At 64.3% G+C, this 15,338-nt stretch carries 17 protein-coding genes and 1 pseudogene; 10 read left to right on the top strand and 8 right to left on the bottom strand.

The window, feature by feature from the left end; all coding sequences use genetic code 11:
• Window positions 1-420: 420 nt before the first annotated feature.
• Genes AC3A3G_RS13885 through AC3A3G_RS13875 form a run of 3 tightly spaced genes read left to right on the top strand, consistent with a single transcriptional unit; the run spans window position 421 to window position 2,059 of the window.
• Window positions 421-990 (top strand): hypothetical protein, encoded by a 570-nt coding sequence (locus AC3A3G_RS13885; RefSeq protein WP_487488459.1) that lies wholly within the window; start codon window positions 421-423, stop codon window positions 988-990.
• Window positions 987-1,433 carry a hypothetical protein gene (locus AC3A3G_RS13880; protein WP_487488458.1) on the top strand — a complete coding sequence of 149 codons (447 nt, stop codon included), beginning with the start codon at window positions 987-989 and terminating at the stop codon, window positions 1,431-1,433. The genes AC3A3G_RS13885 and AC3A3G_RS13880 overlap by 4 nt, the downstream gene beginning before the upstream one ends.
• Window positions 1,433-2,059, top strand: coding sequence for a hypothetical protein (locus tag AC3A3G_RS13875; RefSeq protein WP_487488457.1), 627 nt, complete (start codon window positions 1,433-1,435; stop codon window positions 2,057-2,059). The genes AC3A3G_RS13880 and AC3A3G_RS13875 overlap by 1 nt, the downstream gene beginning before the upstream one ends.
• 157 nt (window positions 2,060-2,216) lie before the next feature.
• Here AC3A3G_RS13875 and AC3A3G_RS13870 read toward each other — a convergent pair whose 3' ends face one another.
• Window positions 2,217-2,870, bottom strand: coding sequence for a recombinase family protein (locus AC3A3G_RS13870; protein WP_487488456.1), 654 nt, complete (start codon window positions 2,868-2,870; stop codon window positions 2,217-2,219).
• Window positions 2,871-3,139: 269 nt separating this feature from the next.
• On the opposite strand from AC3A3G_RS13870, the gene AC3A3G_RS13865 reads away from it, so the two are divergent.
• The 3 genes from AC3A3G_RS13865 (at window position 3,140) to AC3A3G_RS13855 (ending at window position 4,827) form a co-directional block, all read left to right on the top strand.
• On the top strand, window positions 3,140-3,982 hold the full coding sequence (locus tag AC3A3G_RS13865; protein WP_487488455.1) for a hypothetical protein: 843 nt from the start codon (window positions 3,140-3,142) through the stop codon (window positions 3,980-3,982).
• A gap of 143 nt (window positions 3,983-4,125) precedes the next feature.
• Window positions 4,126-4,485 carry a hypothetical protein gene (locus AC3A3G_RS13860; RefSeq protein WP_487488454.1) on the top strand — a complete coding sequence of 120 codons (360 nt, stop codon included), beginning with the start codon at window positions 4,126-4,128 and terminating at the stop codon, window positions 4,483-4,485.
• Window positions 4,486-4,641: 156 nt separating this feature from the next.
• Window positions 4,642-4,827, top strand: coding sequence for a hypothetical protein (locus AC3A3G_RS13855; protein WP_487488453.1), 186 nt, complete (start codon window positions 4,642-4,644; stop codon window positions 4,825-4,827).
• 77 nt (window positions 4,828-4,904) lie between these two features.
• Here AC3A3G_RS13855 and AC3A3G_RS13850 read toward each other — a convergent pair whose 3' ends face one another.
• From AC3A3G_RS13850 to map, 4 genes and pseudogenes are all read right to left on the bottom strand, one after another.
• Window positions 4,905-5,537 (bottom strand): hypothetical protein, encoded by a 633-nt coding sequence (locus tag AC3A3G_RS13850; RefSeq protein WP_487488452.1) that lies wholly within the window; start codon window positions 5,535-5,537, stop codon window positions 4,905-4,907.
• A 30-nt stretch (window positions 5,538-5,567) separates the two neighbouring features.
• Window positions 5,568-6,161, bottom strand: coding sequence for a TetR/AcrR family transcriptional regulator (locus AC3A3G_RS13845; protein WP_487488451.1), 594 nt, complete (start codon window positions 6,159-6,161; stop codon window positions 5,568-5,570).
• Window positions 6,162-6,255: 94 nt separating this feature from the next.
• Window positions 6,256-6,708: pseudogene (locus AC3A3G_RS13840) on the bottom strand (JAB domain-containing protein); the annotation flags it as partial.
• Between the two features lie 26 nt (window positions 6,709-6,734).
• On the bottom strand, window positions 6,735-7,556 hold the full coding sequence (map, locus tag AC3A3G_RS13835) for a type I methionyl aminopeptidase (protein ID WP_087141568.1): 822 nt from the start codon (window positions 7,554-7,556) through the stop codon (window positions 6,735-6,737).
• A 149-nt stretch (window positions 7,557-7,705) separates the two neighbouring features.
• On the opposite strand from map, the gene AC3A3G_RS13830 reads away from it, so the two are divergent.
• Both AC3A3G_RS13830 and AC3A3G_RS13825 read left to right on the top strand, forming a co-directional pair.
• Complete coding sequence (locus AC3A3G_RS13830; protein ID WP_487488450.1) at window positions 7,706-8,476, top strand: competence/damage-inducible protein A; 771 nt, start codon at window positions 7,706-7,708, stop codon at window positions 8,474-8,476.
• Between the two features lie 185 nt (window positions 8,477-8,661).
• Window positions 8,662-9,957, top strand: coding sequence for an OmpP1/FadL family transporter (locus AC3A3G_RS13825; RefSeq protein ID WP_368923170.1), 1,296 nt, complete (start codon window positions 8,662-8,664; stop codon window positions 9,955-9,957).
• Between the two features lie 79 nt (window positions 9,958-10,036).
• On the opposite strand, the gene AC3A3G_RS13820 is transcribed toward AC3A3G_RS13825, so the two are convergent.
• The 3 genes from AC3A3G_RS13820 to AC3A3G_RS13810 all read right to left on the bottom strand — a co-directional run bounded on the left by AC3A3G_RS13820 (window position 10,037) and on the right by AC3A3G_RS13810 (window position 13,639).
• Window positions 10,037-11,512 carry a DEAD/DEAH box helicase gene (locus tag AC3A3G_RS13820; protein WP_368923241.1) on the bottom strand — a complete coding sequence of 492 codons (1,476 nt, stop codon included), beginning with the start codon at window positions 11,510-11,512 and terminating at the stop codon, window positions 10,037-10,039.
• 306 nt (window positions 11,513-11,818) lie between these two features.
• Entirely contained in the window at window positions 11,819-12,466 is a 648-nt protein-coding gene (locus tag AC3A3G_RS13815; protein WP_487488449.1) for a DUF1345 domain-containing protein, read from the bottom strand.
• Window positions 12,467-12,523: 57 nt separating this feature from the next.
• Window positions 12,524-13,639: a Rieske 2Fe-2S domain-containing protein gene (locus tag AC3A3G_RS13810; RefSeq protein WP_487488448.1), complete on the bottom strand. Its 1,116-nt coding sequence runs from the start codon at window positions 13,637-13,639 to the stop codon at window positions 12,524-12,526.
• A 99-nt stretch (window positions 13,640-13,738) separates the two neighbouring features.
• On the opposite strand from AC3A3G_RS13810, the gene AC3A3G_RS13805 reads away from it, so the two are divergent.
• Both AC3A3G_RS13805 and AC3A3G_RS13800 read left to right on the top strand, forming a co-directional pair.
• Entirely contained in the window at window positions 13,739-14,683 is a 945-nt protein-coding gene (locus AC3A3G_RS13805) for an alpha/beta fold hydrolase (RefSeq protein ID WP_487488447.1), read from the top strand.
• Entirely contained in the window at window positions 14,680-15,300 is a 621-nt protein-coding gene (locus AC3A3G_RS13800; RefSeq protein WP_487488446.1) for a class I SAM-dependent methyltransferase, read from the top strand. The genes AC3A3G_RS13805 and AC3A3G_RS13800 overlap by 4 nt, the downstream gene beginning before the upstream one ends.
• Window positions 15,301-15,338: the final 38 nt, after the last annotated feature.

The raw sequence follows: 15,338 nt of genomic DNA, 5'->3' as shown, positions 1-15,338 counted from the left end.
ATACGCCTACCGGACCCGAGAGGGATTCAGGGCTGTTGGACAGGAAGACCGCTTCACGGCTGGAATACAGGGAAACCGCCAGCCACGCCCTCACGGGCCTCTGGGGCGTAGGAAACAGTGCATGAACTGAAGTCTCTCCCCCTCAAGGTTGCTTCCATTTTTGGAGTGATCTTGGGGGGGAGAGAGACTGTATCTGGCATGGATGATTGCACTTCAGTCATGCTTGGGAAAAGCCCTTCGCCAAGCCATCTGCAATGCAGAAGGAAGCGCAAAGCGAGGCGAGCCGAGCGACTTGCGCGACTGATGCCGGTGAGGCGCCAAGCCTCGCCGCCATCGAAGATCACTCTGCCCTGCTGACCTGATCCGTCCGAATTCCTCCCCGCCGACAAATACCTGCACAGCCAACACACGGAGGTCGTCATGGCCGCAGGTAAAGGTGGCGCGCGACCCGGTGCAGGACGCCCGAGAGGTTCGACCACCAGCGCGAACAGCGCAGCACAAATTCGAACCCGGATCACGGAGCAACACGCCGCGATCAAGGATGACAAAGGGCGCCCGCTCTTCTCGGAAGAGGTGGCCGGGTCCGATCCGCTGTCCACCATCGAGCTATATCGCAAGGTCCACCTTCAGGACTTTGAGAACACCGGCGACATCGCTGCGCTGAAAGAAGCCATGTCCGCAGCCCGTGAGGCCGCGCCGTATTCCCACGCGAAGCGTCAGAGCATCGTGCAGGAAAACATCAACGTGAACCCCGCCGAGGCAAAGACCGACGCGGAACTGATGGGCCGCCAACCACTTCGGAACCGCCGAGGGTCATGGGTGGGCAGTCCTCCCGTTATGGTGGCCCCGGCACAATACCCCGACCACGTTCACCGTCGTTTTGCTCGCCATCGTCGTCAGCGGCGATCAGACGAAAATGACCACGGCCCGGCTCTTCGGATACGACCGGGTTTAACTGCAATGCTCCAATGTGGTCTAATGGCGATATGAACACGCTCACGACCCTGCTGGCCGTCATGGCTCTGGCCGATCCGGTGACCATCATTAGCGGTGTGCAGATAGGCGACACCCCTGAAAGCGTTCAGCGGATCGTGCCCGGCCGACTGATCGACATCGTTGGCTCCAACGGCCTTCAGATGATCCACGAAAATGATCGGACCATCACGTTCTGCAATCGGCGCGTCGTTGCCGTGCAGGTGAACATCGGCCGCAACCTTCACGATTTCACCGACAGCGTTCAGGACGAAACAGCGAACATGGGCGATCCTTGGACCGTCGCCCGACACTACCGGACAGCCTCGGGGCAGATCAGCACCATCAACGCCGAGTGGGAAATGCCCGGCGGTCTGGTCTACTCTTACAAGCTGATCCAGACGGAGAACGGACCAATCGACGTGGCCAAGAGCCTCGCCATGGAAACACACGGCTGCTGATGTTCGGACTCGGTAAGAAAACCCCGCTCTTCGACTATGTGAAGAAGACCAACCTACGGGTGATGATCGACCTGCTTGAGCGGGGACGTGGACGACAACACAAAGACGCCTTGGCCTTGCTGATCGGCCACCTTATCGAAGACATGGCCTCGCACATGGTCAAGCAGGGGCCCCCGAAGAACCACGGCAAAACGATCAATGCCGACGTGTTCACATTCGAAGTGCTGGCCTACTCGGCGCACCTGCTTCAGGCCGCGACATTCGCCATCGCCAACGCAGATTTCGAAGAGGCTTCGGACCACATCTATCAGCAGTTCGGCGCCGGATTCGGGATGCTGATCGCTACCGTAGACAAGCGGGCGGGCTGGCAGACCAAGCCGGTCTTTGTTGCTCGGTTTGACGAATACGGGAAACGCGACAGCACCGGCATGAATCTGTTCAGCACCCTGATGACCGTAGGCGACGCCAACGTGCCGATGGTGTTCTATGAGCGTCCCATGGACCTCGGCTTGCACCCCGAGTTCATGGCCCGGATCGCCGCGCTGACCAGCCTCGCCAAGACTTACGGGGAGACGCTGATGAATGCCATCACCGAATATGATCTGGACGTGCCCGACGACTACTGACCGGAATGCCCCGCAGATCGTCAGTGACGGTCAGGACGCCGTGGTTGGGACGATGGAGTGGACATGAAGCCCGAGGGCGCCACATGGGCCGGAAACACTAACCGGCGTGGCCCCGCGCGCCCTAATGGCATTGAAAAGGAAATCAAAAAATCGACGGTCAGTCGGCCGCGATCTTCGACAGCCAGCCGAGGGACACCTTGCGCCCATGATCGGCCTGAACGGTCGCCTGAATCGTCCGCAGAGGCTTCTTTTCAGCCTTCAGGCGACGAACGGTCGCCAACACAGCCTGTTCCTCTGGAACGTCCACCAGACCGCCGTCAGGGCCGACCGTGGACCCGAAGGGCACAATCCCCCCAAGATACCGCCCACGGGCCTTGGCGTCGGCTTTGGCGCCTCTGATACGGTCAGCAATACGATCACGTTCAGCCTCGGCGAAGGCTGCGGTGATCGTCAGGAACATCTTGCTCATGCCGTTCATGACGACATCGCCGCCGAGGTCCAGCAGGACCAGCGACACACCCTGTTCCTTGAGGACTTCGACGGTCTGAAGGGCATCCAGTGCGGACCTGAAAAGCCGATCCAGCTTGGTCGCAACGATGGTGTCGCCTCTCTTCAGGCTGGCCATCATCGTCTGACCCTCGGCGCGCTCGCTCACAGGGATGCTTCCCGAAACAGCGCGCTCAACAACCAGTTTGTCGATGGTCAGGCCGTTCATCATAGCCCACCCCTGAAGCTGGCGGTCCTGTGCCTCAAGGCTCTCGCCCTCAAGCTGATGGGTCGTGCTGACTCGACAGTAAGCGTAGATGGTCATAGCCGTGGCCTGTTCATATGTTCACTTGACTATGAGGGGCGTGATGTGGTCTGTCAATACTGTTCACATGCTGGTCCGCGTGAACAGCGGGCCATCCGGCGACCCTCCGAAGACGCTGGTGCGACTCACTCGCAGGGGTGGGGGTGGTAGGTCTCACGGGCGCGCGGGCGCGGCGCGGCCAGTGCCGAGACCAAATTTTCTATAATTTTTGAATAGGTCGCACACGCGCGCTACTTCAGGTTCAAACCATTTCTGGACCGGAACAGTCGATGCCGTTCGTCATCACCAAAACCGCGAATGTCGGCACATCACATCCGACCGTAGCTCGACTGATGCTGCAAACGAGCGCGATCCTCGACGCGGCTGGAATGACGCAGACCGAGAAAGACGAACTCAACACGATCTACTTCAAAGAGCTTCAGCCGGTTTTGCTGGAATGCTGGAACATCCGTGACAGCCTCGGGGCCGAAATCACGGAATGTCTCGAAAACTGCGAGGTCGATGTCAAGGATCATCGCGTGATTCGAATGCGGTCGGTCAATCAGCTTGAACAGCGGGCCGAGAATTTCCTGTATCAGGCGAAGAACTATCTTCGGAACACGCTGCGGGTCTGGAACTGGTTCAGCGGAGCCAAATTCAGCGATGCCTCTGCCTACATTCTGAACGGCAAGGAAACGCAGTCGAAGCTTGAACAATGGGCTTTGAAGGAGTTCGGCCCCGACGACGTTCGGACTCGCCTGATCCAGTCTGAACAGCAGTGGGCGGTTCCGCTCATTAGGATGCGGAACGCCTTGGAGCATCCCGATGGCTTCAGCGGGAGGGTCCACTTCGAAAACATCAAGATCGAAGGCCAGACATTCCATCCGCCGTCGTGGTGGCGGAACGACGAAAAGCCGGTGCCAGTGGTCTTGTCCATGACGCAGATGGTGGAAGACATGCTGGCCATGGGCGAGGACATCTTGGCCGTGAATATCGCGCCGAGATTGGCGCCGAGGTCTGCAATCTACAAGATTCCCGAGGCCGAGCGCGATCCGCAGCAGCCCATCCGCTTGCGCGTAGGGATGACGCCGGAGTTTGCGGCCGAACTTATGGCGTCGATCAAAAAGGACTGACCGGATCGGGTCTCAAATGGCACTAACGGTCGTGCATTGACGCAGGGGGCTACAATGTGTAGACAGGGGGTGCAACGCGCTTCTGCGCGAGGCCGCTGTCAACGTCGTTGACGGTGTTAGCCACCGGAGAACGGAGTTTTCCAATGTCCAAGACCGATACTGCGATTGCCGCAGCCCTCGAAAGCCACCGGGCTGAAATGCTCGATTACGTCAACAAGACCTTCGACGCCCTGAAGGCCAAGCTGATCGAAAACGCGGCCACCCTGCCCAAGACCGTCAAGGTGCCCACTCTGGAACAGTGCCAAGACCCCCGCAACAAGGACGGTGCCAACCTGACCGAACGCGGCGTGGAAATCCTCTACCGCCTGTTCGATGACGACGCCGGTTATAACCGCGCGTCCAAGGCCCTCGGGATCACGCAGACGGCGGCCCGCAACCGCAAGGGCCTGTGGGTGAAGAGGGGCGGTCTGAACCGTGACCGCCTGACCCTCGACATCGACTGATCGTCGTCGCCGCCCTGACCATGGAAGCCCCCGGAGCGATCCGGGGGTTTTTCAATTTTTGGCTCCACTCGACGGTCGAACGACGGTAGGCATGCAACTTCACGGGGAGGTTTCTATGTCCAAGTTGTTCGCCGCTATCGTCGCGGCTGGTTGGGAATGGCCCGGCTGATCATGAAGGTCGTCAGCGAAGCCCCGTTTGACGCTCAATCCGAGTTCTTTCCTGAAGCGGCCATCAGCATCGACAGGACGACGGGCGAGGAAGAAACCTTGCCGCTGGCCAGCACCTTGGCCGCCATGGGCATCCGGCGCGAGAACGGCGCCGTCACCGCGGTCAAGCGTTAGCCGCGCCGTCACTCCGATAGAAACTTGAGCGCATGATGGGGAGGCCGGGTCAGACGATCCGGCCTCCCTTGTTGTTTTCAATCTTCGCCGGTCAGTTGGCGGATGACCTTCGCCATATCCACCGGCTTGCTCGGCGGCGGCTCTACCCGCTTCAGGTCGCCGGTAAGGAAATCCCGTAGCTCGGTCGCCATCGTAGCTTCATCGACCGCGACGTTCAGCTTGACGCCATGAAGGTAGACGGTGCTGCGGAGGTCAGGGCCTGAATCAAATCGTGTGGTCATGCCGTCATGGTTTTTCGTCCAGCGACCTTCCAGCGAGACTTTCCGGGTCAACGCTTCAGAGCGACCGTCACACCTGAAATCCCCGCCTATGCCCCATCGGAGAGTGTTTGAACGCTTCCCATCCGGGCCGACCGAGTTCACTTGCGAGCATGTGATTAGCTCTTCGTGATAGATGTCACTGCTGAAATCTCGGAACGAGTAGATCAGAGACCCATCCGCGTTCTCGAACTGCGTCATGAAATGCCGGGAAGGCGGTGCCACGGCTCCTTTGGTCAGAGCGTCGTAGATCGTTTCCGCAGTAAGGAAGCCGAGTAGGCTATCACCGGGCTGTGGGAGCGGATGCCATGCATAGTCGTCGCTGAAAATCATCCAGAAGCCATACCACGCGGGACGGAAGCCAAAAGCAGAGGTTTGAGGGCGAATTTGCAAAACGCACTGCACTGGTCCATGTAGCATCCCTCAAACTTCGGACACTATATGTAGTGTCTGGGGTGGGGTCAGGAAGAAGTTGATCGCCGAAGCCAGATGGTGACGAAGGGCGTCCGCTCGCGGTGGCTCAAGATCGAAATCGCCGCTCAAATCACGAGAGAAGGCGAAGCCGGAAAGCAGGGCCATTAGCAGTCGAGCGCGCACATCGGCGTCGGGTCCACCAACCCATTCTTCCAACTCTGCGAACACAGACGATCCAAGTGTCTGGTCGATCAACGCTCTGGCGCGATGCGATCCTGACGATCTCAACATGACAATCACGCCTTGAAGGGCAATGCCTCCCTTCGGACCTCGGACCACCTCGTTAGCGACCCTTTCGGCGAATCCTTCGGAGCTTCCCCAAAGCCGCTTCCAATCCGCCTTACAGGCTCGGATGACCTCAACGAACAGTTCGTCCTTGCCGCCGAAGTAGCGGTTGATCAGGGCCGGATCGACGCCAGCCTTGGAGCCGATGGCGCGCACGCCAACCGTCTCAAAGCTTTCGTCAGCGAAGAGGCCAATGGCCGACCGCAGGATGTTCAGGCGGGTGGTGTCGGCGCCTCTGGAACTGGTCTCGGGTCTCATGACCCGACTGTATCCGAAAATTTGTTCAGGTCGCGAAATGACCAGCGATGCGGACCACTGGCCATCTCGGAAATGTTTTGCGGAACGCACAATATCTGTCGAGGTAGAGGACGCGGAACTGCTCGCGCGGCTCGTGCTGCAGCGACAGACGCACATAGGACAGCAGCGCCGTCCACGACGAGATGACGGTGCGCTTGTTCGCCTCCTCCTTGGCCACGCGGCGCGAGACTTCGTGCAGGGCGGCGAGGTCCAGCGCCGTCTCAGGCCCCAACCCCTTGGCCCGACCCCGCGAATCCTCGGCCTTGACCGTCATCAGATCCTCGACCGAGGCCGCCAGCACCGCCGCCAGCGACCCGAACCGCGTCAGCAGGGCCTTGGCCACCGGCTTGACGTCGCCCTGCGGCTGGCTGCGGAACAGAAACAGCTCCAGCAGCTCATAGTCCGGCAGATGATGGAGGCCCGCCCCGCGCGCGCGATCGCGCAGCCGCTCGCGATGCCCGGCATGGTGCGGCTTGGCCTTCGGTTGTTCCGGCGGTTGATCCAGCATCAGCCTCCCCCACGGGGGAGACTAGCTCAGAATTTCGGGCGGAACAGGCCCTTAGGAGAGGCGGTGAAGATTTCCAGCCCGTCCTCGGTCACGCCGATCGAATGTTCGCACTGCGACGACAGCGACTTGTCGCGCGTTACGGCGGTCCAGCCGTCCGACAGCACCTTCACCGCGGGCTTGCCCAGGTTCACCATCGGCTCGACCGTGAAGAACATGCCCGGCTTCAGCACGGCGCCCTCGCCGCGACGGCCGTAGTGCAGGACGTTGGGGCTGTCGTGGAAGACCCGGCCGATGCCGTGACCGCAGAAGTCGCGCACCACGCTCATGCGCTGGGCCTCGACGAACTTCTGAATGGCGAAGCCGATGTCGCCGAAGGTGTTCCCCGGCTTGATCTGGGCCAGGCCCAGGTCCAGCGAGTCGTAGGTGACGTCGATCAGCTTCTTGGCGCGGGCGTTGATCTCGCCGACCGGATACATGCGGCTGCTATCGCCATGCCAGCCGTCGACGATGACGGTGTGGTCGATGTTGACGATGTCGCCTTCCTTCAGAACCTTGTCGCCGGGAATGCCGTGGCAGACGACGTGGTTGATCGAGGTGCAGACCGTCTTAGTATAGCCCTTGTAGCCCAAGCAGGCGGGGGTGCCGCCGTTGTCCAGGGTGAACTCGCGCACCAGATCGTCCAGCTCGCCCGTGGTGACGCCCGGCTTCACATGCTCGCCGATCATGTCCAGCGCCTCGGCGACCAGACGGCCCGCCTTGCGCATGCCCTCGAACCCTTCCGCGTCATAGATGCGGATTTCGTGGCTGCGGACAAAGACGTCGGTTTCCAGGTCGGGGGTCTCGTACATGCTCGGCTTTCGGGGAGGCGCGCTCCGCAAGAGCGCGGAACGGGCGAAGAGGCTGCTTTCAGGACTTCAGATGGTCAGACTAGCATAAAACCTCAAGCCCGTCAGGGTTCACGGCTGACGCAAGCGCGCGCCCTTCCTATCTACGGGCCATGTCCCAGATCGCCCCCTCCCCCACCGCCGCCGTCCTGATCATCGGCGACGAAATCCTGTCGGGCCGCACGCGCGACACCAATCTGAACACCCTGGCCCGGTTTCTGACGCCGCTGGGCGTCGATCTGATGGAGGCGCGGGTGGTCGGCGATCGTCAGGAGCAGATCGTCGCGGCGCTGAACGCCCTGCGCGCGGCCCACGACTACGTCTTCACCACCGGCGGCATCGGCCCGACCCATGACGACATCACCGCCGATGCGGTCGGCGCCGCCTTCGGCCTTCCCGTGCGCGAACACCCCGAGGCGCTCGCCATCCTCGCGCGCCGCTATGCGCCGGGCGAGTTCAACGCTGCGCGGCGCCGCATGGCCCGCGTGCCCGAAGGCGGCGTCCTGATCGCCAATCCGGTCAGCGACGCGCCGGGCTTCCAGGTCGACAACGTCTTCGTCATGGCCGGCGTGCCCAAGATTATGGAGGCCATGCTGGACGACGTGGCGCCGCGCCTGAAGACGGGCGCGCCGGTGCATAGCCGGTCCCTGCGCGTCACCGGCGTCGGCGAGGGCGCCGTGGCCGACATCCTGCGCGCCGCCGCCGAGGCGCGACCGCATCTGTCCTTCGGCTCCTACCTCTTCGGTTTCGGCGCCGGACAGACCGCCGACGAGGTCGGAACCCAGCTGGTGATCCGGGGTCGAGATCAGTCCGAAGTTGACGCGGCGGAACACGATCTAACCGCAAACCTACGTTCTTCAGGTATCGAAATTGCCGCTACGTAACCTCACCAAGGTGTGAAATTGTGCGATTTTTGCGCCACGCTTTCGCCGAGAAGGGGTCCGACACCGGCCTTGGACGCAACGCTTTCATGACACGGACGCTGTGGCTGTTAGCGTGGCGGCTCTCCCCGAACCAAGGCTGGCCGCCTCTACAAAAATGGCCGGCCCATTACATAGGTGAAGCGTAAATGACCCCCAGGAACATGGCCCGCCTCGGCGGCCTGGCACTGACCACCGCCCTGATGACGGGCGCCGCCGCCCCGGCCTTCGCCGGCTCCTTCTATCTGCAGGAACAGTCCGTGCGCGGCGCCGGACGCGCCTTCTCGGGCGAGGCCGCCGATCGCGGCGTCGGTTCGATGTGGTGGAACCCCGCCTCCATCGCCCGCAGCGGCCGTGAAGTCTCCATCGGCATGCACGCCATTCGCATCGATTCCGAAGTGAAGAACGCCGGCTCCTACCTGACCTATCCGGGCGGCGTGGACATACCGGTGGTCAACCCGCGCAACACCGAGGTCGATCCGATCGAAAGCGGCCTGGTGCCGAACTTCGCCTTCGCCACGCCGATCGGCGACCGCTTCGCCGTCGGCGTCTCGGTGGCCGCCCCCTACAACTTCACCACCAAGTACGAACAGGGCTCCTTCGCCCGCTACGACGCCCTGACGTCGGAACTGCGCTCGGGCGACGCCAGCCTGACCGTGGCCTATCAGGTCAACGACTGGCTGGACGTCGGCGCCGGGCTGAACGCCCAGTTCGTCAAGGCCAAGCTGACCTCGGCCATGCCGAACCTGTCGCCGCTGCTGCCCGACGGCTCCAACAGCCTGGAAGGCGACGGCTGGGACTTCGGCTGGAACGTCGGCGCCCAGGTGCACAAGGGGCCGTGGGACTTCGGCCTCAGCTACCGCTCCAAGATCGAGCATGAACTGGAAGGCGACGTGACCGTGGCCGGCCTGCTGGGCCCGCTCGCAGGCGCCAACGTCTCGACCGGCGGCAAGGCCAGCTTCAACACCCCGTGGTTCGCCTCGGCCTCGGTCCGCTACGCCGTCAACGACAAGCTGACCGTGAACGCCCAGGTCAACCGCATCGGCTGGTCCGAGTTTGACGCCATCACCGTCGAATACACGGGCGGCGGCGACGTCATCCATCAGGACTACAAGGACGTGACCACCGGCGCCATCGGCCTGGACTATGCGATCAGCGACAAGACCACGCTGCGCGCCGGCGTCGGCTATGACCCGACCCCGACTCGCGACAGCCTGCGCACCGCCCGCATCCCGGACGCCGACCGCTGGCTGTTCTCGGTCGGCGGTTCGACCGAAGTGACCGAGGGCGTCACCTTCGACGCCGGCCTGACCTACATCGCCTTCAGCGACTCGACGATCCGCGACGACCGCACCCTGTACCAGGGCGCCATGACCTCGCACCTGCGTGGTGAAGCCGAAGGCTCGGCCCTGGTCGCCTCGCTGGGCGCGCGCTGGGCCTTCTGACCCAGGCCTGACGACTAACGTGAAAACGGCGGCTCCCGCAAAGGAGCCGCCGTTTTTATTCGCCTCTACGCCGAGAGCATCAGCCCTGGGCGGCGTGGCCCTTGCCGCCGTTCGACGGACGACGACGACGCGGGCGACGCTGCAGTTCGCCGACCGGCTTGGGCTCGGCCGCAGGCGTCGCGCGCGCGGCCGAACGGGCGCGGTCGCCCGCCATCGGATCATAGGCCGCCGCCGGACGCTCAGCCGCAGGCGCGCCGTTGCGGCCGCGACGCTGGCGGTGCGGCTGACCGCCGCCCTCCTGCTTGACGCCTTCGCGGTGCGGGTTGCGCCCGCCGCGACGGCCGCCGCGCCCTTCGCCGTCCGAACGGCCTTCACGCTCGGGCAGGGTCGCCTTCTTGGCCACGCCCGCCGACATGATGGAGGCGTCCAGCTGGGCCAGGGCCTTGTCGTTGCGACGGTCGATCGCGGGGATCTTCTGGCGCGTGACCTTCTCGATGTCCTTCAGCAGCTTCATCTCGTCGCCGGCGACGAAGCTGATGGCGGTGCCGTCCTTGCCCGCGCGGGCCGTACGGCCGATGCGGTGGACATAGGCTTCCGGCACATAGGGCAGCTCGAAGTTCACCACGTGGGTGACCTTGTCCACGTCGATGCCGCGCGCGGCGATGTCGGTCGCGACCAGGACGCGCAGCTTGCCGTTCTTGAAGGCTTCCAGGGCGCGCTCGCGCTGGGGCTGGCTCTTGTTGCCGTGGATGGCGCCGGCCTCGACGCCGCCGGCCTCCAGATAGGCCGCGACCTTGTCGGCGCCGTGCTTGGTCTTGGTGAAGACCAGGCAGCGCGTATAGGCGGGATCAGAGAACAGCTCGGTCAGCAGGGCGCGCTTCTTGCCCTGTTCGATCCAGATCACCGACTGCTTGATGCGCTCGACCGTGGTCGACTGCGGCGTGACCTGGACCTTGACCGGATCCTTCAACAGCTCGCCCGCCAGCTTGCCGATCTCCGACGGCATGGTGGCCGAGAAGAACAGGTTCTGGCGCTTGGCCGGGATGCGGCTGACGATCTGGCGGATCGGCTTGATGAAGCCCAGGTCCAGCATCTGGTCGGCTTCGTCCAGGACGAAGATTTCCGTCGAGCTGAGGTCCAGCGTCTTCTGTTGCAGGTGGTCCAGCAGGCGGCCCGGCGCCGCGACCAGAACGTCGAGACCCTGTTGCAGGGCGCGTTCCTGCGGGCCGTATTTCACGCCGCCGAAGATGACGGCGACGCGGAAGCCCAGATGGGCGCCGTACTGCTTGAAGCTGTCGGCGATCTGGGTCGCCAGCTCGCGCGTGGGGCTCAGGATCAGGGCGCGCGTGGTGCGCGGCTTGGGCGCCACGCGGTTTTCGGCCAGGCGATGCAGGATCGGCAGGGCGAAGGCCGCCGTCTTGCCGGTGCCGGTCTGGGCGATGCCCAGCAGATCCTTGCCCTTCATGACGTCGGGGATGGACTTGGCCTGGATCGGCGTCGGCTTCTCATAGCCGGTCGACGCCAGGGCGGTCAGGAGAGCCTTGTTCAGGCCCATGGATTCGAAGGTGATGGTGTCGCTCACGTCTGTCTTTCACGAACGGCGGCGCGCGCGGCTGGACGAACCAGCCTTCACAAAGGGCGCACGTCGCCTGCCCGAAGCTCGGGCGAGGAACGGGCGCCGCCCCGCGTGTATGGACGACGTATGAAATCGAATGAACCGGCCGCTCGACAGACAGGCCTTCCGGGGAGGGAAGCCCAAACACGCGCTGGAGGCGCCGGTCACCGCATTGTGCGATGCAGCGCAGATGGGCCTCAATAGCGGCCAAGTCAAGGCGCCCGGCTGGAATGGGCGTGCGAAAGCCTAAAGCAGGCTCACGGCCATATTCACCGCCAGGGCCAGGATCACCGTATTGAAGACGAAGGCGATCAGGCTGTGCACGGTGGCGATCCGGCGCAGTTTACGGCTGCTGATCTGGATGTCGGCCGTCTGGCTGGCCACGCCGATGATCACGGAGAAATGCAGGAAGTCGCCGTAGTCCGCCTCTTCTTCGCCGGGAAAGATCAACCCGCGCCGATCGCCGCCGCCGTGAGCGGGCGCATAGAACTCATGGGCGTAGTGCAGGGCGAACAGGACGTGGGTGAACAGCCACGACGCGGCGATGGTGCCGATGGAGAACAGCGCCTCGCCCAGGCTCGGCTTGCCGCCGTCCGCCGTCTCCATGACGATCACGAAAACGCTGGCCGCCGCCCCCAGCAAACTGAGCGGCAGGACGGCGCCGCCCGCCTGATCCAGGTCCGCCGCCCGCTTGCGAATGGCCGACGCCGTGCGATGGCGATACAGGCGGATGAAGGTGAGCATCAGGAAGACGCTGACGCTGGCGTCCCAGGCGGCGGCGATCCGCATCGGCCAGTCCCACGCGGCAGGCGTTAAAATCACCGCGACCGCCAGGACGGCGAGCCCCAGCCACAGGGCGAAATGCAGACGGAAGATGCGCGCGACCCGCTTCATGGCCGCATGATTACGCTGTTAAGCGCCGACGACCAGAGCCCCCCGCCGCCCTGACCGTCAGCTCTTCCAGCGCAGCACCGTCTCCTTGATCGGATTGGCGAAGGCGCGGCCCTCGGCGCGGCTCTTCAGCCATTCGCGCTTCAGCTGCTGATACCATTTGGCCTGTTTGTCGGCGTCGTCGATCCAGATCAGGGCTGGGTCGTACTTCAGCCCCTCGTTCTGAAGATTCACCATGCCGCCGTCCTGTTTCAGGAAGGCGACGACGCCCATCCGCAGGAAGGGCTTGGCGATGCCGAACACCCAGTGGTCGGACCAGAAGATCTGGGTGATGCGGGTCTTGGTCTCGCTCACCGGCGTCAGGCAGGTCAGGGCCAGCACCTGCTTTTCGCCCACCTGGATATGCTCCCAGCGATAGCCCGGCAGGCGGAAGGTGATCTCGGTCGCAGGCGCCCCGCCCAGCACCTTGTACAGCCGGCTGTTCGACGACGGCGCATGGCGCACCATGGCCCAGCCGAAGTCGACCGGGGCGAAGGTCTTGGCCTTCTCGTGCATCGAATGTTCGGAGCGCCACCACCACTGCTGGTGGACATAGGGCCCGTGGGCGGGGTCCATCAGGCCGACGACGGCGTGGTCGATATGGCTGTCGAAATCCATCCACTCGACCAGACGCGGCTGGCCGGCGGCGCCGGGGAACTGCGGCGGTTCCTGATCCGGTTCGGACGGGTTTCGGGCGTCGGCCGCCATCCAGACGAAGACCATGCCCTGGCTCTCGCGCACCGGATAGGATCGCACCTTGATGCGGTTGGCCTCGAACGCCTGATCCTCGACCAGCGACGGGATGGCCGCGCAGACGCCGTCCGGCCGGAAGCGCCAGCCGTGATAGGGGCATTCGATCGTCTCGCCCTCGCCCGGCTTTTCGACCAGCCGTCCAGCCGACAGCGGCGCCGCGCGGTGGGGGCAGATGTCGCGCATGCCATAGACCTCGCCCGCGCGCGTCCGCCCGATCAGGACCGGCTCGCCCATGATCTCATAGCGTTTCAGGCTGGCGACCGGCACGTCGCGCGCCAGGGCGACGAAATACCAGGCGTCAGTGACGAAGCCCTTGCCGAAGGCCGTCGGCGGGGCTTTGGCTTCAGGCGTGGCGGAAGGTGCGGGCGCGGCGTCTGCGGTCATGGCCGCCTTGTAGCAGCAGGGACGGGCGGCCGTCCAAAGGCCATTCCCTTCCTCAGCCGATGAATTAATCTGTCTCAAATTCTCTTTGGGAGAGACGCCTTGATCCGCACCGCCTCCGCCGCCTTCATCGCCGCCGCCCTGTTGCTGGCCGCCGCCCCTGCCCTGGCTCAGGACGGCCACGTCAACCATGCGGCCCACGACGCGGCGCACGCCGCCTTCGCCTCCGACCGCCTCAGCGTCCGCGTCGACGGGCCGGAAGGCGCCCCCGATCTGATCCTGATCCCCGGCCTGTCGTCCTCGCCCGACATCTGGCAGGGCGCGGTCGATCACCTGGCCGGGCGCTATCGCGTCCACCGCATCCACGTCGCCGGTTTCGCCGGCGCCGCGCCGCAAGCCAACGCCCAGGGCGATGCGCCCCAGCCGGTCGGCGCCCCCGTGGCCGAGGAGATCGCCCGCTACATCCGCGAACAGCATCTGAACAACCCCGCCGTCGTCGGCCACTCCATGGGCGGGACCATGGGCATGATGCTGGCCGCGCGTCACCCCGAACTGGTCGGCAAGCTGATGGTCGTGGACATGATCCCCTTCATGGGCGCCATGTTCGGCGCGCCCGGCGCAACGGCCGAAAGCGTGACCCCCGTCGCCGATCAGATCTGGACCGCCCAGTCGACCAGCCCGCGCGAGGCCTACGTCGCCCAGGCCACCACCGCCATCAACGGCATGATCAACACCGAGAGTCGCCGCGAGGAGGCGCTTGAGGACATGCGCGACAGCGACCAGAAGGTCTCGGCCGCCGCCTTCCGCGAACTGGTCACAACCGACCTGCGCCCCGAACTGGCGAAGATCACCGCCCCGACCCAGGTGCTCTACGTCAAGTTCAACGACGCCCGCATGACCGACGCCGTCACCGACGCCATCTATCAGATGTCCTTCGCGACCCTGCCCGGCGCCAAGCTGAAGCGCATCGACGACAGCGCCCACTTCATCATGTTCGACCAGCCGACGGCCTTCTACGGCGAACTGGACGCCTTCCTGGCCAAATGAGCCATCCAGCCGCGGATCGGATCGTCGGCCTGTATCAGGACAAGGCGGCGGACTGGATTCGCGACCGGGGCGACGCCCTGAGCCGACACCAAGGCGATTGGGACGAGGTCGCCTGGCTGGATCGCTTCACCGAGGGCTGGCCGCCCGGCGCCCGCGTGCTGGACGTCGGCTGCGGCTCGGGCTGGCCGATGGGCGCCGCCCTGCTGGAACGCGGCTTCGAGGTCGTCGGCCTGGACGCCTCGCCCGGCCTGATCGCCCATGCGCGCGAGACCCTGCCCAAAGGCGACTGGCGCGTCGGCGACATGCGCGACGGCCTGCCGGACGGCGCCTTTCACGGCGTGCTGGCCTGGCACAGCCTGTTCCACCTGACGCCGGAAGCGCAGACGGCGGTCCTGCCCGCCCTGGCCGCCCGTGTGACGCCCGGCGGACGGCTGATGTTCACCGCCGGCCCCGCCCACGGCGAGGCGATCGGCGAATGGCGCGGCGAGGCGCTCTATCACGGCAGCCTGGCCCCCGACGCCTATCGCGCCCTGCTGACCGAGGCCGATCTGACGGTGGAGAACGCTGGCGATCAGGGCGTCTGGCTGGCCCGGCGCGCCATTCTTTCGGCGAAATAGGCGCTCACGCTGCCGTGATCGGAAACGGGGGCGTTTTC

This window comes from Brevundimonas sp. Soil_N_31 (assembly GCF_057655995.1).
This window is presented reverse-complemented; position numbering and strand designations above follow the sequence as displayed.